The 22,460-nt window shown below is 71.4% G+C and carries 16 protein-coding genes and 1 tRNA gene; 7 read left to right on the plus strand and 10 right to left on the minus strand.

What is annotated here, in order from left to right; all coding sequences use genetic code 11:
* Positions 1–20 precede the first annotated feature (20 nt).
* Entirely contained in the window at positions 21–1,094 is a 1,074-nt protein-coding gene (locus F0Q34_RS09290) for a YihY/virulence factor BrkB family protein (RefSeq protein WP_149811931.1), read from the minus strand.
* 274 nt (positions 1,095–1,368) lie between these two features.
* On the opposite strand from F0Q34_RS09290, the gene F0Q34_RS09295 reads away from it, so the two are divergent.
* Positions 1,369–2,904, plus strand: a complete 1,536-nt coding sequence (locus tag F0Q34_RS09295) for a bifunctional aminoglycoside phosphotransferase/ATP-binding protein (RefSeq protein WP_149811932.1) — start codon at positions 1,369–1,371, stop codon at positions 2,902–2,904.
* Between the two features lie 55 nt (positions 2,905–2,959).
* Here F0Q34_RS09295 and F0Q34_RS09300 read toward each other — a convergent pair.
* The 5 genes from F0Q34_RS09300 to F0Q34_RS09320 all read right to left on the minus strand — a co-directional run bounded on the left by F0Q34_RS09300 (position 2,960) and on the right by F0Q34_RS09320 (position 9,018).
* Positions 2,960–3,034, minus strand: a tRNA-Gln gene (locus F0Q34_RS09300).
* Positions 3,025–3,921 (minus strand): 4-(cytidine 5'-diphospho)-2-C-methyl-D-erythritol kinase, encoded by an 897-nt coding sequence (locus tag F0Q34_RS09305; protein WP_149811933.1) that lies wholly within the window; start codon positions 3,919–3,921, stop codon positions 3,025–3,027. The genes F0Q34_RS09300 and F0Q34_RS09305 overlap by 10 nt, the downstream gene beginning before the upstream one ends.
* Entirely contained in the window at positions 3,918–5,618 is a 1,701-nt protein-coding gene (locus tag F0Q34_RS09310; protein ID WP_149811934.1) for a tetratricopeptide repeat protein, read from the minus strand. Before F0Q34_RS09310 ends, F0Q34_RS09305 begins: the two co-directional genes overlap by 4 nt.
* Before the next feature lie 210 nt (positions 5,619–5,828).
* Complete coding sequence (locus tag F0Q34_RS09315; RefSeq protein ID WP_149811935.1) at positions 5,829–7,127, minus strand: replication initiation protein; 1,299 nt, start codon at positions 7,125–7,127, stop codon at positions 5,829–5,831.
* Between the two features lie 283 nt (positions 7,128–7,410).
* Positions 7,411–9,018 carry an electron transfer flavoprotein-ubiquinone oxidoreductase gene (locus F0Q34_RS09320; protein ID WP_370751191.1) on the minus strand — a complete coding sequence of 536 codons (1,608 nt, stop codon included), beginning with the start codon at positions 9,016–9,018 and terminating at the stop codon, positions 7,411–7,413.
* Between the two features lie 90 nt (positions 9,019–9,108).
* Between F0Q34_RS09320 and F0Q34_RS09325 the strand changes: the two genes are divergently transcribed.
* The 6 genes from F0Q34_RS09325 to moaB all read left to right on the plus strand — a co-directional run bounded on the left by F0Q34_RS09325 (position 9,109) and on the right by moaB (position 17,243).
* Complete coding sequence (locus F0Q34_RS09325) at positions 9,109–10,047, plus strand: uracil-DNA glycosylase (RefSeq protein WP_241665407.1); 939 nt, start codon at positions 9,109–9,111, stop codon at positions 10,045–10,047.
* Positions 10,048–10,190: 143 nt separating this feature from the next.
* Entirely contained in the window at positions 10,191–11,972 is a 1,782-nt protein-coding gene (locus F0Q34_RS09330) for a lytic transglycosylase domain-containing protein (RefSeq protein WP_241665408.1), read from the plus strand.
* A gap of 168 nt (positions 11,973–12,140) precedes the next feature.
* Positions 12,141–14,627 (plus strand): ATP-binding protein, encoded by a 2,487-nt coding sequence (locus F0Q34_RS09335; protein WP_149811938.1) that lies wholly within the window; start codon positions 12,141–12,143, stop codon positions 14,625–14,627.
* Positions 14,624–15,013, plus strand: coding sequence for a response regulator (locus F0Q34_RS09340; protein ID WP_149811939.1), 390 nt, complete (start codon positions 14,624–14,626; stop codon positions 15,011–15,013). The genes F0Q34_RS09335 and F0Q34_RS09340 overlap by 4 nt, the downstream gene beginning before the upstream one ends.
* A complete protein-coding gene (locus F0Q34_RS09345) occupies positions 15,006–16,631 on the plus strand; it encodes a diguanylate cyclase (protein WP_149811940.1) in 1,626 nt (541 codons plus the stop codon). Before F0Q34_RS09340 ends, F0Q34_RS09345 begins: the two co-directional genes overlap by 8 nt.
* 69 nt (positions 16,632–16,700) lie before the next feature.
* The gene (gene moaB / locus F0Q34_RS09350; protein WP_149811941.1) at positions 16,701–17,243 is read left to right on the plus strand and encodes a molybdenum cofactor biosynthesis protein B; all 543 of its coding nucleotides are present in this window, start codon (positions 16,701–16,703) and stop codon (positions 17,241–17,243) included.
* Positions 17,244–17,271: 28 nt separating this feature from the next.
* On the opposite strand, the gene F0Q34_RS09355 is transcribed toward moaB, so the two are convergent.
* The 4 genes from F0Q34_RS09355 to F0Q34_RS09370 form a co-directional block, all read right to left on the minus strand.
* Positions 17,272–19,185 carry an AsmA family protein gene (locus F0Q34_RS09355; protein WP_149811942.1) on the minus strand — a complete coding sequence of 638 codons (1,914 nt, stop codon included), beginning with the start codon at positions 19,183–19,185 and terminating at the stop codon, positions 17,272–17,274.
* Between the two features lie 105 nt (positions 19,186–19,290).
* A complete protein-coding gene (locus F0Q34_RS09360; protein WP_149811943.1) occupies positions 19,291–19,899 on the minus strand; it encodes an ankyrin repeat domain-containing protein in 609 nt (202 codons plus the stop codon).
* A 50-nt stretch (positions 19,900–19,949) separates the two neighbouring features.
* The gene (locus F0Q34_RS09365) at positions 19,950–20,297 is read right to left on the minus strand and encodes a hypothetical protein (protein WP_149811944.1); all 348 of its coding nucleotides are present in this window, start codon (positions 20,295–20,297) and stop codon (positions 19,950–19,952) included.
* Between the two features lie 76 nt (positions 20,298–20,373).
* On the minus strand, positions 20,374–22,458 hold the full coding sequence (locus F0Q34_RS09370) for a hypothetical protein (protein ID WP_149811945.1): 2,085 nt from the start codon (positions 22,456–22,458) through the stop codon (positions 20,374–20,376).
* Between the last annotated feature and the right edge of the window lie 2 nt (positions 22,459–22,460).

A 22,460-nucleotide genomic window follows, 5' to 3' on the forward strand; every position in this document is an offset into this window, starting at 1 on the left:
GGCGCGAGACTCGATTCTGTTCACTTCGGGCCATCCGCGACGGTGTCGGCCATGGTAGCGCCGCGCTGGCCGATCGGACGTTCCGGCCCCGTGGTGGTGTCGGCGGCGGTTTGCCGCTCCAGCTCCGCATCCAGCTCGGCGCCCACCAGCACAACGGTGGCGGAAAGCCAGAGCCAGGTCATGAAGCCGATCGCCGCGCCGAGCGAGCCATAGGTTTCGTCGTAGCTGCCGAAATTCGCCGCGTACCAGGAAAAGGCGATCGAGAAGATCACCCAGGAAACCGCGGCAAATGCCCCGCCCCAGCTCACCCAGCGCCATTTCGCGCGCTCCCGGCTCGGGCCGTAGCGATAGATGCAGGACAGCGCCAGCGTGACGATCACCAGAAGCAGCGGCCAGCGCCCGAGGCGCAGCGCCCATTCCAGCACGCCGCCGCCGCCGATGAAGTTCAGCACCACCGGAAGCACGACAACCGAAGCGAGCGCCAGCATCAGGAACAGGATGCCCGCCAGGGTGAAGCTCATGGTGACGACCGTGCGCCACAGGAAGCTGCGCTTTTCCTTTTCCTCGTAGACGATGTTCAAGGCATCGAACAAAGCCTTGGTGCCGGCATTGGCGCTCCACAACGCCGCCAGGATGCCCGCCACCGCGCCGAAGCCGAGCGCGCCGGTTTGTTGCGAGGCCAGGTTGCGCGTGCGCTCCTCGATGATCTGCATGCCGCCCGCCGGCAGGATGCCGGATGCCTGCTGCAATTCCTGCGTAATGGTGTTGGGATCGGCCACCAGGCCGTAAAGCGACACCAGGGCCGTCAGCGCCGGAAACAAGGCCAGCAGGCCATAGAAGGTGATGCCCGCGGCTTCGGTGAGAACACGATCCTCGGACACCTGGAGGGCGGTGCGCTTCGCCACCTCCCACCAGCCGCGGGCCGGCAGTTCCTGCGGTGCCTGGGCGTGGTTGCCATGGGGATCAGCGGCCTGGCCGCCCGCGCCGGAGCCTGCGGCGCCTGCATCGGTGCCGCGCCGGCGCGGCTTCACGCCGGCCGCGGCCAGCCCGACGCTGGCGGCGAGGCCGGCCAACTTACGGTTGGATGGGTCCATGCTGCTTCTCCCCGGCCGCAATCGAGGCGGCGCTGATTCTGTGGGCGGCGGATTCCTGGAACCCGCCGGACGGTCACGACGCGACGGGCCGGCGCGGTGTCGGCGTTCCTCGGCAGCAACTCATGCCCGCAACGAGCGGTTTCCCGCGATGTCGCGCCGGCCCCGGCACTGGCCGGCCCGGCCGCCCTGGCCGGCTTGCCCTTGCCATCGCTCCGGCCTCATCCTCGCCGGGGTGGGCCGCCGGCCCGCCGGCCCTTCAGCCGGAGACCTCGCCTTGCCGGACACCGAACCGCAGCATGCCGTGATCGACTTCCTGCGCCGGCCGGGCATCCTCGGCCCCGGAACGCCGGAACTGGTGGAAACCCATGCTTCCATCGTGTTCCTGTCGGGCGATCGCGCCTTCAAGCTGAAGCGGGCGGTCCGCTACAGCTATCTCGACTACGGCACGCCGGATAAGCGCCGCGCCGCCTGCGAGGCGGAACTGTTCATCAATCGCCGTTTTGCGCCGGATCTTTACCGGGAGGTACTGGCCATCCACCGCGCCCCCGATGGAACGCTGCGGCTGGATGGCGAGGGCGAGGCGGTGGACTGGCTTCTGGTGATGCGGCGCTTCGCGGCCGATGCGCAGCTCGACCACCTGGCGGCACGGCAGGGCCTGTCCTCTGCCCTGCTGGACATGCTGGCCGACCGGATCGTCGAGGCGCATGAGCAGGCGCCCACACGGCCCGCGCAGGGCGGCCATGCCGGCATCGCCCGGGCCCGCGCCATCACCGTGGACAATCTTCGCCCCGAAGCCGGGCATGGCTTCGCGGCGGAGATGGTGGAAGCCTGGATCGCACAATCCTGCGCCGCCCTGCGCGACCACGCGGCGCTGCTGGAGCAACGGCGCCACGCCGGGAAGGTGCGGGCCTGCCATGGCGATCTGCACCTGCGCAACATCTGCGTCCTCGACGGCGTCCCCACCCTGTTCGACGCGATCGAGTTCGATCCGGACCTCGCCAGCACCGACATCCTCTACGATCTCGCCTTTCTGCTGATGGATCTGGCGGATCGCGGCCTGCATTCGGAAGGCAACCAGATCTTCAACCGCTACCTCGACCGGACCAGGGATGATGGGGGGCTGGCCGCCCTTCCGCTTTTCCTGTCGCTGCGGGCGGCCATCCGTGCCCAGGTGACCGCCGCCACAGCGCGGCGCACCGGCCAGGATGCGTTGCTGCAGGATGCGCGCGCCTATCTTTCGCTGGCGCTCGACCTGCTGCGGCCGCGGGAGCCGCGCCTGGTCGCGATTGGCGGCCTCAGCGGCACCGGCAAGAGCCGGCTGGCCGCCCGGCTGGCACCCCGGCTGGCGCCGCCCCCGGGCGCCCGGCTGTTGCGGAGCGACATGCTGCGCAAGCGGATGGCGCGATGCCCGCCGGAGCAGCCCCTGCCCGCCACGGCCTACACCCCGGAGGCACGGGCCGCCATATATGCCGCGCTGGCGGACACCGCCCGCCTGTGCCTGGAAGCGGGCAGCACCGTGGTGGCGGATGCGGCGTTCCTTGGCGCGGAGGAACGCGCCGCCATGGAGGCGACAGCGCGCCAGGCCGGCCGCCGCTTCGAGGGCCTTTGGCTGGAAGCACCCCCGGACGTGCTGGTGGAGCGTGTGGCGGCGCGGCGCGGGGATGCCTCGGATGCCACGCCGGCCGTGGTGCGGGCCCAGCTGGCCGCTGCGATCCGGCCGCCGCCCGGCTGGCGGGTTTTCGATTCCGGTGGCGATGCGGACGCGTTGGCAGAGGCGGCGCTCGCATGGCTGGCGCGGGACGCCGGATAGCCGCGCGGCGTTTTTTCATCAGGCCGAAAGGGAGGGAGTCGAAGCCAATGGAAATTGGCTGGGGCGCCAGGATTCGAACCTGGGAATGGCGGTACCAAAAACCGCTGCCTTACCGCTTGGCTACGCCCCAGCAGGCTCTGCCGCTGAATAAGGCGAGCGCACCCCTTCCGTAAAGCCCCCTCCCCACCTCCACCATGCCTCGGGCAACAGGGCGGCCGCCGCCGCGGCGGCGGCGGGGTCGGGAAACAGGCCGAAGCAGGTGGCGCCGGAGCCGCTCATCCGTGCCAGCAGGCAGCCCGGCAGGCCCCGCAGGGCGGCCAGCACCGTTTCCACCTCGGGGCAGAGAACCAGGGCGGGCGGCTCCAGGTCGTTGCGGCAGGCGGCCAGATCCCGGGCCATGGAACCGGCCCCGCTCCAGCCGGCGGGCAGCATGGCCGGCGCCGAGAAGTCGCCGGCGGTGCGGGCCCGGAACACCGCCGGGGTGGAAAGCGGCCGGCGCGGATTGGCCAGCACCATCCCGGCCATGGGCAGAGCGGGCGCTGGCCTCAGCACCTCCCCGATGCCACCCATGCGGGCCGCGTGGCAGGACAGGCAGACCGGCACATCGGCCCCCAGCCGCGCCGCCATCGGCCTCAATCGTTCTTCCGGCCAGTGAAGACCCCAGGCCCGGTTCAGCAGCCGCAGCGCCGCCGCCGCATCGGCCGACCCGCCGCCGATGCCCGAAGCCACCGGCAGGTGCTTTTCCAGCCGCAGCGCGCCATGCGGCCGCATCCCCGCCGCCTCCGCGAGCAGGCGCGCGGCCCTCAGCACGAGATTGTCCGGCTCGGCCGACAGGGCCGCGGCCTCCGGCCCTTCCACCGCCAGGGTCAGCTCCGGCGCCGCGGCGAAGCGCAGCACGTCGCCCGTCCCCGCGAACACCGCGAGGCTGTCCAGCTCGTGATAGCCATCGTCGCGCCGGCCCGTGATGTGCAGGAACAGGTTGACCTTGGCGGGGGCCGCTTCCGCCAGTTCGCTCACCGCGCGGTTCCGGCCGGCGGCGACCCGGCCTGCCGTTCCCGCAGCTTGGCGGAAATGCGCGGCGCCTCATCCGGCTCGGGGTCGAGCGCCAGGGCGCGGCGCCACTGGAACTCGGCTTCCCGGCGCCGGCCCATGGCCCAGTAGGCATCGCCCAGATGGTCGTTGATGACGCTGTTGCGCGATTCCAGCTCCACCGCCTTTTCCAGCCAGCGCACCGCGTCCGGCAGGTCGTTCAGCTTGAACAGCGCCCATCCCAGGCTGTCGGCGATGTTGCCATCCTGCGGGCGCAGCTCGGCGGCGCGCTCCAGCATGCGGCGGGCTTCCACCAAATTGGTGCCGCGCTCCACCCAGCTATAGCCGAGATAGTTGAGCACATAAGGCTGCTCGGGCGAGAGCTGCAGGGCGCGGCGGAAATCGGCTTCCGCCGCATCCCAGCGGCCGCTGCGCTCCAGCGCGATGCCGCGGGCATAGAACAGCGGCCAGTATTGCGGCGCTGGCTCGCCCACCCGGGCCAGAGCATCCGAATAAGCTTCGGCCGCTTCGGCGAAGCGGCCGCGCCCGCGCATCAGGTCGCCCAGCCGGGCAGCGGGCTGGATGGCATCGGGCCGCTCCCGCGCCAGGCTGCGCAGGGCGGCGATCGCTTCATCCGGGCGGTCCAGCCGATCCAGCAGCGTGGCCCGGCGCAGCGCCACGATGGGCGCCAGCGCATCGTCATCCGGCACCTGGCGCAGCAGGGCCAGGGCGCTGTCCGGGTGCTTCTCCTCCGCCATGGAATCGGCGGCGATCAGCAGGGCGGGGGTGAAGTTGGGGCGCAGGCGCAGGGACAGGCGGGCCAGCAGCAGGGTCAGCTCCGGCGCCCCCTGGCCGCGCAGCGCCCCGGCCAGGGCCAGCTCGGCCTCGGCCATGCCTTCCACGGCGGAGGTCACGGCGCGTTCCCGCAGCAGGCGCCGCCGCGTCGCGGGCGTGTTCAGCAGCGCCATGTCGTCACCACCCTGGGTGATGGTGTCCACCAGCTTGGCGGCCTCCTCCGGCTTGCCGGAGCGGTCCAGGATGCCGGCGATGACCTGCAACATGCGCAGATTGCCCTCGGGGCTCTCGGCCAGGGCCAGCCGCGCCAGCCGCTCGGCCTCGCGCGGGCGGCCGCCGATATCGGCGATCATGGCGGCGTGCAGGGCGGCGAGGCCGCGCAGCCGGCTGCCCTCGACCTGTGGCTTCAGCGTGGCCAGCGCCGCCTCGGTGCGGCCGGCGCCCGCCTGCGCCCAGGCCAGCAGGAGCGGCTGCAGCACCTGCGCGGCCCCGGTGCGCGGCATGTCCCGCAGCCTTGCCTCGGCCCGGTCCCAGCGTCCGGCCATCGCGTCGGAGCCCGCCAGCAGCATGTTGGCCAGTTCGCTTTGCGGCAGGCGGCGGGCCAGCCGCACGGCATCGGGCCGGCCATCCATCACCGTGGCCAGAAAGGCCCGGGTGAGGATTTCCGGCTCATCCGGCGCGAGCCTCAGGGCCTGCAGCATCTGGTCGGCGGCGGCGGCGGTGTCGGTTTCAGCGGCGGCGAGGCGGCCCGCCAGATAGGCGCCGGCCGCGGTGGGACGGGGAGCCGGGCCGCTTACGGTGCCGGCGCCGGGTGCCCCTCCCGCCGCGCAACCGGCCAGCATGGCGGCGGCCAAGAGGGCGAAACGGCGCGGTTGAACGAAGGTGACCATGAGGGAGAGCCTAAGCCCTTTTCGCGTTTGCGGGAAACGCTTCCGCGCGCCCATGGGCGGCGGCCCGGGGATTCGCGCGGCCATTTCCAGGGCCGCGCGGCGGGGTCACGCCCTTGCCGCTCCCTCCGGCCGGCGGGCTGACACGCGCTTCACGCCGGGGCGGCAGGGCGCCGCCGCCTTTCAGGAGTTCCAGCCCCGGGGGCCCTGGCCTCAGGCCAGGCGCCAGTTGGTGGCCGGCGCCTTGCGCACCCGGCTGGCGACTGCCTCGAAGCTGTCCAGCGCGCCTTCCCAGAACTGGTCGATCAGGTCCCGGTTGATGGCCACCCAGGAGGAGACCAGGTCGAATTCGCGCTGGTTGAGCCCGCCGCTGACCTGCATCAGCATCGGCTCCAGCAACAGCACGGTGAGGCGGTCCTGCTCCATCCGGGGCCCGGGCGTGACGCCGATCACCGGCGGCTCCGCGCCCGTGCCGCGGCGCAGCCACACCACCACGGGCAGGCCGGTCAAGGACTGGCGAAGGCTGACATTGTCGCCCAGCCGGCGCGGCTGCGACGCGGCGCCATCGGCGGCCGGCGGCGTGGCCCGCCCGGCCGGGGCGGCGGGCGGCGGAGGTGGCGGCGCGGCTGCCGGAGCGGCGGCAGGGGTGGGCGCAGGAGACAGCGAGGGGGACGGTGCGGGAGGGGCCGCCGGGGCAGCAGGCGCCTCGGCGGCTGGCGCGGCCTCGGCAGTGGCTGAAGGCGCCGCCTCGCCGACTGTCACGCCTTCCTCGTCCGCCGCCAGGGAAATGGAGAAGTCCAGCGCGAAGACCATGCGCAGCGCATCCTCGAAGGCGGCGCGGAAGGCGGGCATGTCCTGCCCGGGCGCACCGAAGCGCTGCCACAGGCCGTCCCAGCTGGTGGTCGTGGTGGTGCCGGCGGCCTGGGACTGGCGCAGGCTGCGGATCCAGCCATGCGCGTCCAGGGCCAGCGGCTCGGCCGCCAGGGTGGCGACGACGCGGCGGTCCAGCGGGATGGCCTGGCGCAGCAGGCTGGCCAGGAAGCGCGCATTGAGGCGGAGGCGGGGCCGCCAGGCGGCCTGCCGCCCACGGCCGCGCGCGTCCAGCACGCCGATCGGCGCCTGCCCGTCCTCGGCCACGGTGAGGCGTGCCTGCAGCAGCCGTTCCAGCTGGGTGCGCACCTCCTCCAGCACCGGCGCCGTGGCCGGCACGCCGAGGCGGGTGGCCAGGGCCTCCAGATCGGCGCCAAGCTCAACCGCGGCATCACCCCCGCGCACGGCGCTGTCGCAGAGATGCATCAGCAGCAGGCGCAGGCACCAGCCGGAAGGAACCGGCTGATCTTCCGCGGCTTCCAGTGCGATCTCCACGCCATCCGCCCCGCGCTGCCAGCTTCCCTGCGCAGGCAGCAGGGGCAGGCCCAGGCGGCAGAAGGCAGGGTGCAGCCAGATGGTATTGGGATCGGTATGCGCGGGATCACCGGGCATGAGATCGGCGGGCGAGACGGAGATGTTCATGCGAAACAGGACTCAGACTTCATCGAGGTGAAGAGCGGCCCGCCGAAGACTGGCAGACCCCGCCATGGCGTGGGCACGGTACTAGGCTGCCGTCAGACTGACGTCAGAATCTTATTTAGTTATGAATAAAGGATACATACAGGCGCCGGGGGCAGCATTCCTACCCGGCTTTGCCATATTTTTTCCGCTTTTGTGGCTTCTCACGCCATGCGCCAAAGCATTTGATGAGGCGGCGGGCCATTTCCGCCAGCCGCCTCATGCCACCGGGGGCAGCAAGGGCCCTTCACATCCCGCCGATATAGTTCGGCCCGCCCGCTCCCTCCGGCGTCTTCCAGTCGATGTTCTGCGACGGGTCCTTGATGTCGCAGGTCTTGCAGTGGACGCAGTTCTGCGCGTTGATCACCAGCCTGGGCTGGCCTTCCTCGACGCCCACCGCCTCATAAACCCCGGCGGGGCAGTAGCGGCTTTCGGGCGCGCGATAGATGTCCCAGTTGACGCCCTTCCAGGCGGACGGGTCCTTCAGCACCAGATGCGGCGGCTGGTCTTCCTCATGGTTGGTGTTGGACAGGAACACCGAGGACAGCCGGTCGAAGGTCAGCTTGCCGTCCGGCTTCGGGTAGGGGATGCGGCGGCTGTTGTTGGCGGATTTGGTGGCGCTGTGGTCGGCATGGTGCGACAGCGTCCAGGGCGCCTTGCCGCGGAACACATAGGTGTCGAGCGCGGCGTTCACCATGCCGCCATACAGCCCCCACTTGGCGAAGCCGGGGCGGATGTTGCGCACCGCCGTCAGCTCCTCCCACACCCAGCTCTGGCGCAGCGCCTCGGGATAGGCGGACAGCACCGGCGGCGGCGCGTCCTGCGCCATGGCGGCGGCGGCGGCCTCGGCGGCCAGCATGCCGGACTTCATGGCGGTGTGGGTGCCCTTGATCTTGGGCACGTTGAGGAAGCCGGCCCCGTCGCCGATCAACGCGCCGCCCGGAAAGGCCAGGCGCGGAATGGATTGCAGCCCGCCCTCGTTCAGGGCGCGGGCGCCATAGGCGATGCGCTTGCCCCCTTCCAGCATCTTCCGGACCTCGGGATGGGTCTTGAAGCGCTGCATCTCCTCGAAGGGGGACAACCAGGTGTTGGGGTAGTCGAGCCCCACCACGAAGCCCACCGACACCAGGTTCTCGCCCAGCATGTACAGCCAGGCGCCGCCATAGGTGTCGCTGCTCAGCGGCCAGCCCACCGAGTGCCAGATCTTGCCCGGCGTATGGTGCTCCTTGGGGATTTCCCACAGCTCCTTGATGCCGAGCGCGTAGGTCTGCGGCTGCACCCCCTCGCGCAGGCCGTAGAGCGCTTCCAGCTTCTTGGTGAGGGAGCCGCGGCAGCCTTCGCCGAACAGGGTGTAGCGGGCGCGCAGTTCCATGCCGGGCTGGTAGTTCGGTCCCTGCTCGCCTTCCCGGGTGATTCCCATCACCCCGGCGACGACACCCTTCACCACGCCATTGTCGATAATGGTCTCGGACGCGGCGAAGCCCGGATAGATCTCCACCCCCAGCGCTTCCGCCCGGGCGCCGAGCCAGCGGCACAGATTGCCGAGGCTCACCACGTAATTGCCGTGGTTGTGCATCTGCGGCGGCGTCGGCAGCTTGTAGGCCTTGGCTTCCGTGAGGAACATGAAGCTGTCCTCGGCGGCCGGTGTCGCCAGCTCCGGCGGATCGTCCCGCCAGTCGGGGATCAGTTCGTCCAGCGCGCGGGGCTCGATCACCGCGCCGGACAGGATGTGCGCGCCGACCTCGGAACCCTTCTCCACCACGCAAACGGAGGTTTCCGGCGAGAGCTGCTTCAGCCGGATCGCCGCCGCCAGGCCGGATGGGCCGGCACCGACCACCAGCACATCGAATTCCATGCTCTCGCGTTCACTCACGCTTTGTTCCTCTCCCATGGTTGTGCGAAGCAGCAGACCACTTTCCCTATCCGGCCTTAGCCTGATCGGTGCTTGCGCGGAACCCTTCACCGCCCTGATATCTGGGCCGAGATGATCGCCGCGCAGCCCCCCCTCCCGCAATCCGAGCCGTCATCGGCCATCCTTCTGGCGGCGCTGCGGCTGCAACTGGAATGGGGCGCCGACGAAGCCCTGCTGGACGCGCCGCTGGACCGGCTGGCCGCCACCCCGGAACGCCAGGCCCCGGAAGCGGCAGCCGCGCCGGGTGCCGCTCCCGCGCAGCCGGCTCCCGCCCGCGCGGCGGCGGCACGGCGCGCCCCGCCGCCCATGGCGCCGGCCCTGATCCCCGCGCTGCGCGACACCCATGCCCTGGCCGCCGCCGCCGGCAGCCTGGAAGCGCTGCGGGAAGCGGTGCGCGGCCTGGAAACCCCGCTGCGGGACACCGCCACCAACCTGGTTTTCGCCGATGGCAATCCCGCCTCGCCGCTGATGCTCATCGGCGAGGCCCCGGGGGCGGAGGAGGATCGCCTGGGGCGGCCCTTTGTGGGTGCATCGGGCCAGTTGCTCGACCGGATGCTGGCCAGCATCGGGCTGGACCGGACGCAGCAGAACCCGGCGCAGGCGGTCTACATCACCAACATCCTGCCCTGGCGCCCCCCCGGCAACCGCAACCCGACGGATGCCGAGGTCAACCTGTTCCTCCCCATGGTGATACGCCACATTGCCCTGGTCCGCCCCCGGCACGTCCTGATGCTGGGAGGCGTTTCGGCCAAGGCGTTGCTGCGGCGGCGGGAAGGCATCACCCGGCTGCGGGGCCGCTGGCACGAGTTGCCTGGCGACGACACCCTGGAAATCCCGGCCACGCCCGCGATGGCAAGCTGGCACCCGGCCTATCTTCTCCGCAATCCGGCGGCCAAGCGGGATGCCTGGGCCGACCTGCTGTTGCTGCGCCGCGCACTGGATGGCCATCCTCTATCAACTCATCCGGCATAACGGTTTCGTGATGCAACCGAAGGCTATAAGCGCCTGGAATCCCATGAAGCCGTCCAAAAATTCGGGATTCGTCTCTCCCTTTGAAGTTGCCCCATCCGGCATGGCTCGTTAACGCCTGAATTGCCATGAGAGCGATCTGCACCATGGCCCTTCGCACACCCGCCCTGGCCTTTGGCCTGGGATGGGCGGCGTCGCTGTGCGTCGGGGCTCAGGTCCCGGCCATGGCGCAACGGGCCGGAGAGACCGTCACCCTGGAGCGGGCCAGCCATTCCACGGCCCTTTCCGATTCGTCAGGCCTTGTGGAACAGGCCATGAGCATTCCGCGTCCCGCCCTCGGCGGCGTGCCCGGTCTGCCGCAACCGCTCGCGCCCTCCGACGCGGCGCGGCTGGCGCAGATCTTCGCGCTGCAACAGCGTGGCGACTTCGCCGCCGCCGAGGCCGAGACGCGGCGCCTGGAGGACCGGCGGCTGCTCGGCCATGTGCTGGCCGATCGGTGGCAGCGCCCGGGCGCACCGCCGCCGGACCTGGCCGCGCTGCATGATTGGCTGCTGCGCCATTCCGACCTGCCCGATGCCGGCGCGGTGCATGAGATGCTGCGCCACCGCCTGCCCAAGGACGCGCCGCAGCCGCCAGCGCCGATCGACGAATCCTTGCCGGCCGATATCGAGCTCGCGCCGGAAGACAATGCCACCACCCCGGCCAGTGCCAGCCGCGACGCGGTGAGCGGCGTCGAGGCGGCGCGGGCCAGGTTCCAGGCCGGGCAGGACGAGGAAGCCTATCGCCTCGCCGCCAGGCTCGCCCGGCGCAACCCGCATCTGGCGCAGCCGGCCTATCTGGCGGGCCTGGCGGCCTGGGGCAGTGGCCGGCCCGAGCTGGCCCTGGGGCAGTTCGAGGCCGCCGCGCGCGCCGAAGGCACCACGCCCGCCCTGCGCGCCGCCGCGGCCTTCTGGACGGCGCGTGCCGCCATCCGCACCCGCCGGCCGCAGCTTTATGTGCCCTGGATGCTGCAGGCGGCGCAGGAGCCGCGCACCTTCTACGGATTGATCGCCCGCCGCGTGCTGGGCCTCAGCCCAGGCTTCGCCTGGGAGCGCGACACCGCCGGCGCCGCCGATGGCGCCGTGCTGGCCGAAACAGCCGCGGGCTGGCGTGCGCTGGCCCTTCTGCAGATCGGCCAGGGTGAGCGGGCCGAGCGCGAGTTGCGCCGGCTTTGGCCGATCGCCAAGGGCAATCCTTCCCTGCTCCGCGCGGTGCTGACGGTGGCCAGCCAGGCCGGGCTGACCGACCTCGCGGCCCAGGTTGCCGGACTGGTGCAGACCAATGACGGCCGCCCGCGTGATTACGACCGCTTCCCGCTGCCGCCGCTGAAACCCGCGGGCGGCTTCCAGGTGGACCCGGCGCTGCTTTATGGCCTGGCGCTGCAGGAATCCCGGTTCGACCCCAAGGCGGTGTCGCCGGCCGGGGCGCGCGGGCTGATGCAGATCATGCCCGCCACCGCCGCCTATATCTCCGGCGATAACAGCCTGAACGGCTCGGGCGTGCGGCGACTGCATGATCCCGCCCTGTCGCTGGATCTGGCCCAGCGCTACCTGCACCACCTGACCGCGCGGGAGGTGGTGGACGGCAACCTGATCCGGCTGCTGGCCGCCTACAACAACGGGCCCGGCAATGTCGGCCGCTGGGCACCCAATGTGCGGCATCAGGACGATCCCTTTCTGTTCATCGAATCGATCCCGGTGGCCGAGACGCGCCACTTCGTGCAGCGCGTGCTGAGCTATTCCTGGATCTATGCCAGCCGCCTCGGCCTGCCTTCGCCGAGTCTGGACGACATGGCGCAGGGCGAGTTCCCGCGCTTCCGGGGCGCCGCCGCCATCACGACTCTGCGCCCCGAGGCGCCGCGTGGCGCCACCCGAACCGCCGCCCGCTGAACGGGAGGGCGCATTGCCGCCCTCTACTCCTGCGCGATTCAATGCAATCGAATGATCGTGGTTGCATTGAGATCATAGAAGTGTGAATTGCTCTCAGGCCGGCTTTATGGCCGGCAGGGGAGAATTGCCCCGCGCCAATTCCACTTCGGGAAAAGCTCAGGGGGGACAATGGCAACTTCGCATGGTCGCTTCGGTCCTCTCACCCTGGGTGTGGCGGCATTGCTGCTGGGCCTGTTCGGCGGCGGCGGCACGCTGGCGCTGCGCGTCATGGAGGACGCCAAGGTGCAGCGCCTCGCCGTGGCGCAAAGCCAGGAAGTCGTGGAGTTGCTGCTCGACCTGCGCGGCATGCTGTTCCAGGCCGTGGTGTCGCGGAACCTGATGCTGTACGGCGACCCCGGCCCTTCCCGCGAGCGCTACTACCAGACAAGCGCCCAGTTGCAGGCCGGGCTCGTCCGCCTGCGGGAGGAAGTCCGGGAAGTGCCGGAGCAGGCCGCCACGGTCGAGACGCTTGCCCGCCGTTCCTCCGCCATGATGACACGGCTGGAACAAACCATGCGCTATGCCGGCCGCGGCGATGTGGGCCTCGACCTTCCCATGCTGGTACGCGAAAGCGCCGCCGAGCGGCAGGGGCTGCTTCAGCTGATCGAGCGCATGACCACCTGGGAGCGCAACCACCTCGCCCAGGTCAACCAGGCCTATTCCGGCCGGGCCGAGCAGGCGCGCCTGATCATGGCGGGGCTGTTCGGCGTCACCCTGCTGCTGGGTATCGGCTTGCTCTGGCTGCTGCACCGCTACCAGCAGAGCAACGCCGCCCGCTATGCCTTCCTGGAAGCGTCAAAACGCGCCGCCGAAGCGGACAACGCCACCCTGTCTGCCAGCCGCAGCCGGCTGCAATCCATCCTGGACCATGCGCGGGACCCGATCCTGCTGGTGGATGGCGCGAACCGCATCCGCCTGGCCAACAACGCCGCCGCCGAGCAGTTCCGCCAGCCGCTCGGGCAATTGCTGGGCTGCCCGGTGCAAACGCTGATCCCCGTCTTCGGCCGGAGCCAGGGCGAGGTCCAGGCCTGCCGCGTGGATGGCTCCAGCTTCCCGGCCGAGTTGTCGGTCGGCCGGTACGAGCAGGATGGCGAGGCGGGCTGCGTGTGCGTGCTGCGGGACATTTCCGAGCGGCGCCGCCTGAACGAGATGAAAAACGAGTTCATCTCCACCGTCAGCCATGAGCTGCGCACGCCGCTGACCTCGATCCGCGCCGCGCTCGGGCTGGTCACCGGCGGCGCGACCGGCCCCCTGCCGGAGCAGGCGCGCGAAATGCTCGACATCGCGCAAAAGAATTCCGAGCGGCTGGCGTTGCTGGTCAACGACATCCTCGACATCGAGAAGATCGAGGCCGGCCGGCTGGAATTCCGCCGCGAGCGTGTTTCCGCCCGCCAGCTGCTGGAGCAGGCGGTCACCGCCAACCGCGCCTATGGCGAGGAATTCGGCGTGCGCTTCGAGATCCGGCAGGCCACCGACACGGCCGTGTATGCCGATGTCCAGCGCATCCAGCAGGTTCTGGCCAACCTCCTGTCCAACGCCGCCAAGTTCTCGCCGGCCGGCGGCGTGGTGGAGGTTTCGCTGGAGGTGGATTCCGGCAACGCCACCTTCCGGGTGCGCGACCATGGCCCGGGCATCCCGGCCGAGTTCCGCCCCCGCATCTTCCAGCGCTTCGCCCAGGCGGATTCCTCCGATGTGCGCCAGAAGGGCGGCACCGGCCTCGGCCTGTCGATCAGCCGCGCCATCGTGGAGCACCATGGCGGCCAGGTCGGCTTCGGGGAGGCCGAAGGCGGCGGCACCGTCTTCTTCTTCACCCTGCCCCGGCTGGTGGAGCCCGCGCGTGTGCCGTCCGGGGAGCCGGGCCGCCGCCGCCGCGTGCTGATCATCGAGGACGATGCCGATGTGGCGCGGCTGCTGTGCATGCTGCTCGACCGGGATGGCTGGGATGGCTGCATCGCCGGCAACGCGGCCGAGGCCTTCGCCGCGCTGGACCGCGAATCCTTTGATGCCCTGACGCTGGACCTGATGCTGCCCGACGAGGACGGCATCTCCCTGTTCCGCCGCCTGCGCCAGCGCCCCGATGGCCGCACCCTGCCAGTGGTGGTGATTTCCGCCACCGCCGATGACGGGCGCCGCAGCCTGAGCGGGGATGCCGTGGGTGTCGCGGACTGGCTGGACAAGCCGATCGACCAGGGCCGGCTGCGCGACGCGCTGCGGCAGGCGCTGTGCGCCAGCGGCGGCCCGGCCGACATCCTGCATGTGGAGGATGACGACGATATCCGGCGTGTGGTGGCCGCCGTGATGGGCGACGAGGCCCGGATGGTCCCGGCGCGCAACCTGGCCGAGGCGCGGGCGGCGCTGGCCGGGGATGCCCGCTTCGCCCTTGTGGTGATCGATCTCGGCCTGCCCGATGGCAGCGGGCTGGAACTGCTGCCGGACATCCGCGCCTTGCACCCGCCGCCACCCGTGTTGATCTTCTCGGCCAGCGACCCCGATGCGCAGACCGCGAGCAGCGTCGCGGCCGCCCTGGTGAAAAGCCGCACGGAGAACGAAACCCTGCACCACACCATCCGCCACCTGATCGAGGCGCGGCCGAGCCGGGCGGAGGCCGCGGAATGAGCATCACGCTGGAGCGCGTCCTTTACGTCGAGGACGATGCCGATATCCGCACCCTGGCCGGCTTCGCGCTGAAGGCGGTGGGCCGCTTCACCCTGGAAGCCTGCGCCTCCGGCCAGGAGGCGCTGAACAAGGCGCCGGGCTTCGCGCCGCAGCTTTTCCTGCTGGATGTGATGATGCCCGGCATGGATGGCCCGACCACGCTGGGACGGCTGCGCGCCCTGCCCGGGCTCGGCGCCGTGCCGGCGATCTTCATGACCGCCAAGGTGCAGCCGCAGGAGGTGGAGCGCTACAAGGCGCTGGGTGGCCTGGACGTGATCTCGAAGCCCTTCGATCCGATGACCCTTTCCGCCAGCGTGCGTGCCATCTGGGAGCGGCGCCATGATTGATTCGGCCTCCATGGAAGCCGAGGCCCGGGATGCGCTGCGGCGCATGCGGGCCGATGGCGTGCGCCGCCTGGCCGAGCGCGTCGCCGACCTGACCACCGCCTGGAAGGCCCTGACCCTCCGCCCCTGGGACGCCGCCACCCGCGCCGGCATCAGCGAGCTGGCCTCGGGCGCGCATCGCCTGGCCGGGGCCGGCGGCACCTTCGGCTTCCCCGCCCTGTCCGCCGCCGCGGCGCCGCTGGAGCTGGTGCTGACCGGCCTCGCCGACAGCGCCGTCCCGGATGGGGAAAGGGTGAACCAGGCGCACAAGCTGGTCGCCGCCCTGACCGCCGCGCTGGAAGCCGGCACCGGCGCGATCGACGAGCCGCCGCCGGCCCTCACCGCGCCCGGCGAGGCCGCCGACCCGGTGCTGGTCTGCGCCGACGAGGCCGTGCAGCCCGGCCTCGCCGCGCTGATCAGCAATCTGGGCTATGCCGTGCTGCGCGGCGAGGCGCTGCCTCCCCCGGAGCAGCGCATGGCCACGGCCGTGCTGGACGCGGCGCTGCCGGATGCGCTGCGGATCGCCCGTGGCCTCGCCACGCGCTGCCCCGTGATCCTGCTGTCGGAGGAAACCGGCTTCGAGGCCCGGCTGGCCGCCGCCCGCGCCGGGGTGAACGCCATCGTCCCCAAGCCGCTGGAAACCAACGAGCTGGCCGACTGGCTCGATCAGTTCGCCGGCCATCGCCGCGAAGCCAGCCTGAGCATCCTGGTGGTGGATGACGACGTGGTGCTGGCGGAAACCTATGCCATGGCGCTGCGGCAGGCGGGCATGGAGGCGACCTCCATCAGCGACCCCTCCCGCGTGCTGGACGCCATCGCCAGCGTCACGCCCGACCTGGTGCTGATGGATCTGCAGATGCCCGACATCGATGGCATCGAGCTGGCGCGGGTGATCCGCCAGACCCGGCGCCACATGTCGCTGCCGTTGCTGTTTCTTTCGGCCGAGCAGGATGCGGCGCGGCAGATCCAGGCGCGGCGGCTGGGGGGCGACGATTTCATCGTCAAGCCGGTGGATCTGGGGCGGCTCGCCACCGTGGTCCGGCTGCGGGCCGAGCGGGCGCGGGCGCTGCGCGCCATCATGGAAAGCGACAGCCTCACCGGGCTGCTCAACCATGGCCGCTTCAAGGAAAGGCTGAGCCTGGAATTGCAGCGATGCCGGCGGGAAGGCGGCATTGTCAGCCTGACGCTGCTCGACCTCGACCATTTCAAGCAGATCAACGACCAGCACGGCCACCTGATGGGGGACCGCGTGATCCGCTCCCTGGCGCGCAGCCTGCAGAAGCGGCTGCGCCGCACGGACGTGATCGGCCGCTATGGCGGCGAGGAGTTCGCGGTGCTGCTGCTGGGCACGGAGGCGGAGGCGGCGCGGGCGGCCATCGACCAGGTGCGGCGGCGCTTCACCGCCCTGCCCTTCGAGACCGACAGTTCCCGCTTCACCGTGTCCTTCAGCGCCGGCATCGCCAGCAATGCCGGGCTGGACGGGCCGCGGGAAGCCGAAACGCTGATCGAGGCGGCGGATGCCGCGCTTTACGCCGCCAAGCGGGCCGGGCGCGGCTGTACCCGGCTGGCCGGGGAAGATTAGGGCCACCCGGTCTGGCGGAATCGCGCGGAAGGGTGAAGATGCCCTCCTTCCGCAGCGAAAGGACACGCCATGCCGATCGACGAAGCCCTTCCCTTCATCCCGGTGTCGATCGCGGTGCTGACGGTTTCCGACACACGCGACCTGGACACCGACAAATCCGGGCAGATCCTGGCCGAGCGGGTCGCCGCCGCCGGCCACCGGCTGCATTCCCGCGCCCTGGTGCGCGATGACGCGGGCGAGATCGAGGCGGTGCTGCGCGGCTGGATCACCGATCCGGCGGTGGATGTCGGCATCACCACCGGCGGCACCGGCATCACCGGCCGCGACGTGACCCCTGAGGCCTTCGACCGGGTTCTGGAAAAGCGGATCGAGGGCTTCGGCGAGCTGTTCCGCATGCTCAGCTACGCGAAGATCGGCACCTCGACGATCCAGTCCCGCGCCATCGGCGGCGTGGCGGGCGGCACCTACCTGTTCGCCCTGCCCGGCTCCTCCGGCGCGGTGAAGGATGGCTGGGACGACATCCTGCGCTTCCAGCTCGATGCCCGGCACAAGCCCTGCAACCTGGTGGAGCTGATGCCGCGGCTGCAGGAGCATCTGCGCGCCCCGCAATGACCGGGCGGCGGGGTTCGGAAGGCGGGCCTCACTTGGCCCGGCGCACCAGCCCCTCGCACCGGTTGTCCTCGCCGATGCCAAGCTGGATGGTGGGCAGGATGGCCAGCGGCAGGGCGATGATGCCGAGCCCCACCGCGGCGCCGGCGCGGGCGCCCAGCTCCAGCACCTCCGGCCGCACCACCGGGTTGCTGAAGGTGCCGCGCAGCAGGATGTCGGTGGGCAGGGAGCCCACGGTGAAATGCTTGGCCTCGGTGCGCAGCGCGTAGTCGAGCTTCTCCGCCTTCAGGTCGATCTCGCCGCGGCCGGAGATCAGCGAATCCTCGGTGTCGATCAGCATCGTCCTGGTGGACACCGTGCCGCGGCGCAGCGCCATGTCGGCGATGAAGCATTGCACCCGGGTGCGGCTCGGCAGGCCCAGCGCCGAAAGGATGGCGTTGCCGATCTGCAGCCCCGACAGGTCCACCAGCAGGGCGGACAGGTTGCCCCCCGCCATGGCGAGGGTCAGCCCGCCATCGCCCTGCCCCAGCATTTCCGCGAGGCTGCGGCCCCGCGTCTCGATCCGGGCGCTGCCGCCGATGGCGCCCTGCCCCTCGCCCATCGGCGTCACGCCCATCAGCCGCGACAGGTCGACGCGCTGGAAATCCACCTTGCCTTTCAGCGCCAGCGCCTCGCCCGCCGGGGACAGGTCGAACTGGCTGTCGATGCGGCCCTGGCCGACGCCGAAGCGCAGCGGATGCACGGCGATGGCGCCATCCACGATGTCGAGCTTCACATGCATGTTGTCGAGCGGCATGGCCTGGCCGCGGATCTGACCGGCGTCATAGGTCAGGTGGACATCGGCGAATTGCAGCCGCGGCACGCTAACTTTGGTATCCGGCAGCACCCGGCCACGGTTGGGCGCGGGTTCCGGCTTGCCTTTCGGCGCGCCGCCGATGAAGCCCGCCAGATCCTCCAGATCCACCCGGCGGGATTTCAGGGTTGCATTCACCACCGGGCGCGGATCGCGTGGCACCACGGCGATGGTGCCGTTGATATCGGTGTTGCCGAGCTTGCCGTCGATGTCGCTGAAACGGATGGCGCCATCGGCGTAGTCGAGCTTTCCGGCGAGGCGATAGGGCGGCGTGGCCGGGATCGGCACCCCGGTCAGCGGCGTCAGCAGGGCGGCGTCGGGGCCGGCGAAATCCAGCCGGATATTGGCGCCGCCGAAGCGCAGCGGGTCCTTCACCGTGCCATCCAGCGCCACCTCGGTCGGCCCGTTGGCGAGATTCAGCCGGATCGGCCAGGGGCTGTTCTCGTCCCGCAGGGACAGCACCGCGCCGCCCACCAGCTCGCCCGTGATCGGCTGGTCGGCATAGCGGCCTTCCGCCGTGACGTGGAGGCTGGCGGGCTGCCCTTCCGGCTCCCGCGTTTCCACCCGCAGCTGCATGTCGGAGCGCAGCGGCGCCAGCTGCGCATGCACCCGCCCGTCCCGCACGCGCAATGCGCCGATCTCCGGCAAGGCGGACGGGGCGCCGTCCGCGGGGGGCTGACCGTCCGCATCGGCGCGGCCGCTGCCGAAGGTGTAGTTGTTGTCGCGCTCCGCCCGGGCGATTAGGTTCACCATCGGCTGGTCAACCGTGATGTCGGGGATCACGATGCGGCGGCTGCGGATGAACTCCGCCACATCGATCCGCACCGCGAGCCGCGGCACGATGGCCAGGGGCTGGTCGTCCGGATAGCCTTCGGGGCTGGCGATCCGCAGATCGCCCACCACCAGCTCGGTCACCCGGCCCAGATCGACATCGAGATCCCCGATGGTGACCGGCCGGCCCAGCGCCGCGCTGGCCTGCCGCTCGACCAGCGGGATGAACCAAGCCCAGGACCAGACCGCGACCAGCACCACCAGGGCCAGCACTGGCACTCCGGTCCAGAGCATGACGCGACGCAGCCGTGGCGAGGCCATGATCCGGCTCCTTCTCCCGCTACGGCCGACCGAGGACGCCCTGAGCGGGGGCCGGCCATCAGAAAGAAAGGCCGGGGCGGCCGCATTGGTTGCGGCCCGGCGGGTTCACCCGCCGCTGGGGCGGCCCGCGTCGAAGCCAAGGAAGCCCTTGTCGGGGCGCGGCGTTCCACCATCGGCGGCCCGGGCAGGGGCCACCGCCTGCGGCGCCGGGCGCGGCGCGGCGGCGGCGCGGCCGGGCATCATCTGCGGCGATGGCGCGGCCAGCGGCACGTTGCGCGCGGCCGCCGAGCTGGCCGGGGCCGGCGGCGGCGCCCCGACCACCATGGGCCGGTTCGACAACAGGAAGAAGGTGATCTCGCTGCGGCTCTGGTCCACCGAGGATTCCAGCGGCGTCAGGCCCAGGGCATTGCGCGCGTTGAGGTCGGCGCCGCGCGCCATGGCGTCCCGCGCGGCCCCCAGGTCGCCCCGGTCGATGGCGTCGAACAGCGCGTCATTGGGCCCGAGGTTCTGGCCGGGCTCGGCCGGGATCGGCGCCGGCGTCCTGCGCGCGGCCAGGCCCGGCAGCGCCGGAGCATCCCGCCGGGCCGCCGCCGCCGGGGCATCCGGCGTGATCGGCCCGCGCAGCCCGCCATCCAGTGGCGATTGCGCCAGGACGGGCGAGGTCAGGCCCAGAAGGCCGGCAACAAGGAGCGGAACGGTGCTGGAGGAGCGCATGGCGACTTCTTAAAGCAGAACCCGGCGGAAAGGGAACCGTGGCGAGGTGCTCAGCGGCAGCCCTCGCCGCGCGCGGCATAGCTTTCGACCCGTCCGGCGCGCAGGGTGAAGGTCAGGTCGCAGCGCTCCACGGCATAGGTGGAAGGCGTCATCCATGGCCGGCGATACCATCCGCCATAGCCCCAGGGATCGCCGGGAAGCAGGATGGTGCGGTGCTGCTCGAACTGCAGGAAACGCCGCCCCTCGACCTCATAGGTGCGCACCGGCACGCCCAGGCGCGCCACCACATCCCCCTCGCTTTGGCCGATAAAGGTGGCAAGCTGCTGATCGAGGGTCGGGCCGGTGGCGCAGGCGGCGACCAGCACCACAGGCAAGGCGAGCATCAGGCGGCGCATCATCAGATTCCTCCAGGAACACTCAGATAAGCGCCGGAACATGGCGGCCAAGTGGCGGTCGCGCCGGCATGGCGCGGCCTCAGCGCCCTTCCCGGCGCCAGGCCACCAGCGCCAGCCCCAGCACCAGCGGCAGCGCCAGCCAGGGCGGCAGCAGCGGCAGGGCGGCGATGCCGGTCACCAGATGGTCCTCGTTGCGGCGCAGCCCGATCCAGCTCGCCCCGGCGGCGTCGCGGCCGGCCGCGACCCGGCGCAGTTCCGGCACCGCCGGACGCTCCGTGGTGCCGAGCCAGTGCGCGCTGCCGCCGGTGGCCCCGGTCACGGCGGCGGCCCGCCCGGCATCGGCGCGCAGATCCGCCATCTCGGGCGGGTTGGCTGCTGCGGCGGCGGCGAAGGCGCTGCGGCGGCCATCGCTGGCCTGCCACACGCCCGGCTGGCCCGCGGGCAGCGCCAGGACGGAGCGGCCACCCGGCCCGGCCTCGGCACGGGCGCGGCGCGTGGTGCCGTCCGGCGCGGTGATGGTGATCTCGGGTGGCGGCCCCGCCTCGACGGAGCGGCGCGTGACCTGCAGCATACCGCCTTCGATGCGGGCCGTCAGGTCCTCCTCCTCCAGTTCCGGCTCCTTCATCAGCCAGTGGGCGGCGCGGCGCAGCAGCTCGGCCTGCGGCCCGCCGCCATCATGGCCGCGCGACCAAAGCCAGATCTGGTCCGACAGCAGCAGGGCGACACGTCCTTCCCCCACCCGGTCGAGCTGCAGCAGCGGCGCACCATCCGGGCTGTCCATCACCGTGACGCCGCTTTGCGGCTCGGCCCGCAGGTGGCGGTACCAATGGCCCCAGGAGGCCTGGGCATTGCCCTGGTTGGCGCCGGACAGCCCCTCGGTGACGGGATGGCGGGCGCCGGCCGCGGTGACATGCGGGCGGAAGGCGCCTTCCGCCACCGCCGCCTGGCCGGACAAGGGGCGGGCCGGCAGGACCTGCCCCAGCGGCGTGGCGGCCAGGCTGCCGGCGCCGATGAATTCCGGCCCCGCCGACATCAGCAGCGCGCCGCCCGATCGGACGTAATCGGCGATGTTACGCAGGTAAAGCGGCGGCAGGATGCCGCGATTGGAGAAGCGGTCGAACACGATCAGGTCGAATTCGCGCAGCTTCACCTGGAACAGCTCCCGCACCGGGAAGGCGATCAGCGCCAGCTCGTTCAGCGGCGTCAGGTCGTCCTTCTCCGGCGGGCGGAGAATGGTGAAATGGACAAGGTCCACATTCGGGTCGGCCTTCAGCAGCCGCCGCCAAGTGCGCTCGCCCGAATGCGGCTCGCCGGACACCAGCAGCACCCGCAGCCGGTCGCGCACGCCGTTCACCGTCACCACCGCGCGGTTGTTGAGCGGCGACACCTCGCCCTGCCGCTCCTCGGCGGTCAGCTCGATGACGGAGGGGCCGCCCCGCTCCACCGGCAGGGTGATGCGGTGTTCCCGCCCAACGGGCACGCTTTCCACGCGAGGCGGCGCGCCGTCGCGGCGCAGCGTCAGCCGCACCGCACCACCGGGCTGGGTGGCGCCCAGATCCTCCACCGCCACGCGCAGCTCGACGTCACGGCCGACGATGCCGTAGCCCGGCGCCTCGATGACACGGATGCGGCGGTCGGTCTCCCCGGCGCGGCCCGGCAGCACCAGGTGCAACGGCGCCTCGAAGGAAGGCTGCGCCGGCACGTCATGCGCCTGCCCGTCGGTCAGCGCGATCACGCCCGCGAGGCGCGCGCGCGGAATGTCCGCCAGCGCGCGGTCGATGGCGGAAAACAGCCGCGTGCCCTGCTGCCCGCCTTCCGGCAGGTCCACCACCCGCAATTCCAGGTCGGGGATGCGGGAGGCTGCTTCCTCGATCGCCTGCCGCGCCGCGTCGAGCTGCGCGGCGCGCGGGCCGATGCGCGCCGAATCGCTGCGGTCCTGCACCAGCAGGGCGATGTCCGGGCGGATTTCCCGCGTTTCCTCCACCAGCCGCGGATTGGCCAGGGCCAGAAGGAGCACGACGAAGGACAGCGCCCGCCAGCCGGTGCCGCGCGCCCGGCGCCACAGCGCCACGCCCAGCGCCAGCAGCGCCACCGCACCCAGCGCCAGCAGCAGCCAGGGCGGCAGGATGGGGGCGAAATCGAGGCCGGCGATCGCCTGGCGCATGG

The sequence above is a fragment of the Teichococcus oryzae genome (assembly GCF_008386565.1).
Classification (GTDB): domain Bacteria; phylum Pseudomonadota; class Alphaproteobacteria; order Acetobacterales; family Acetobacteraceae; genus Pseudoroseomonas; species Pseudoroseomonas oryzae.

What these genes read in the sequence shown, in the direction of transcription:
- F0Q34_RS09315 (WP_149811935.1), bottom strand. Translation starts at nt 7,127, where the DNA reads ATGAACATCTCCGTCTCGCCCGCCGATCTCATGCCCGGTGATCCCGCG.
- F0Q34_RS09355 (WP_149811942.1), bottom strand. Translation starts at nt 19,185, where the DNA reads ATGGCCTCGCCACGGCTGCGTCGCGTCATGCTCTGGACCGGAGTGCCA.
- moaB (WP_149811941.1), top strand. Translation starts at nt 16,701, where the DNA reads ATGCCGATCGACGAAGCCCTTCCCTTCATCCCGGTGTCGATCGCGGTG.
- F0Q34_RS09360 (WP_149811943.1), bottom strand. Translation starts at nt 19,899, where the DNA reads ATGCGCTCCTCCAGCACCGTTCCGCTCCTTGTTGCCGGCCTTCTGGGC.
- F0Q34_RS09370 (WP_149811945.1), bottom strand. Translation starts at nt 22,458, where the DNA reads ATGCGCCAGGCGATCGCCGGCCTCGATTTCGCCCCCATCCTGCCGCCC.
- F0Q34_RS09340 (WP_149811939.1), top strand. Translation starts at nt 14,624, where the DNA reads ATGAGCATCACGCTGGAGCGCGTCCTTTACGTCGAGGACGATGCCGAT.
- F0Q34_RS09320 (WP_370751191.1), bottom strand. Translation starts at nt 9,018, where the DNA reads ATGGAATTCGATGTGCTGGTGGTCGGTGCCGGCCCATCCGGCCTGGCG.
- F0Q34_RS09310 (WP_149811934.1), bottom strand. Translation starts at nt 5,618, where the DNA reads ATGGTCACCTTCGTTCAACCGCGCCGTTTCGCCCTCTTGGCCGCCGCC.
- F0Q34_RS09290 (WP_149811931.1), bottom strand. Translation starts at nt 1,094, where the DNA reads ATGGACCCATCCAACCGTAAGTTGGCCGGCCTCGCCGCCAGCGTCGGG.
- F0Q34_RS09330 (WP_241665408.1), top strand. Translation starts at nt 10,191, where the DNA reads ATGGCCCTTCGCACACCCGCCCTGGCCTTTGGCCTGGGATGGGCGGCG.
- F0Q34_RS09345 (WP_149811940.1), top strand. Translation starts at nt 15,006, where the DNA reads ATGATTGATTCGGCCTCCATGGAAGCCGAGGCCCGGGATGCGCTGCGG.
- F0Q34_RS09365 (WP_149811944.1), bottom strand. Translation starts at nt 20,297, where the DNA reads ATGATGCGCCGCCTGATGCTCGCCTTGCCTGTGGTGCTGGTCGCCGCC.
- F0Q34_RS09335 (WP_149811938.1), top strand. Translation starts at nt 12,141, where the DNA reads ATGGCAACTTCGCATGGTCGCTTCGGTCCTCTCACCCTGGGTGTGGCG.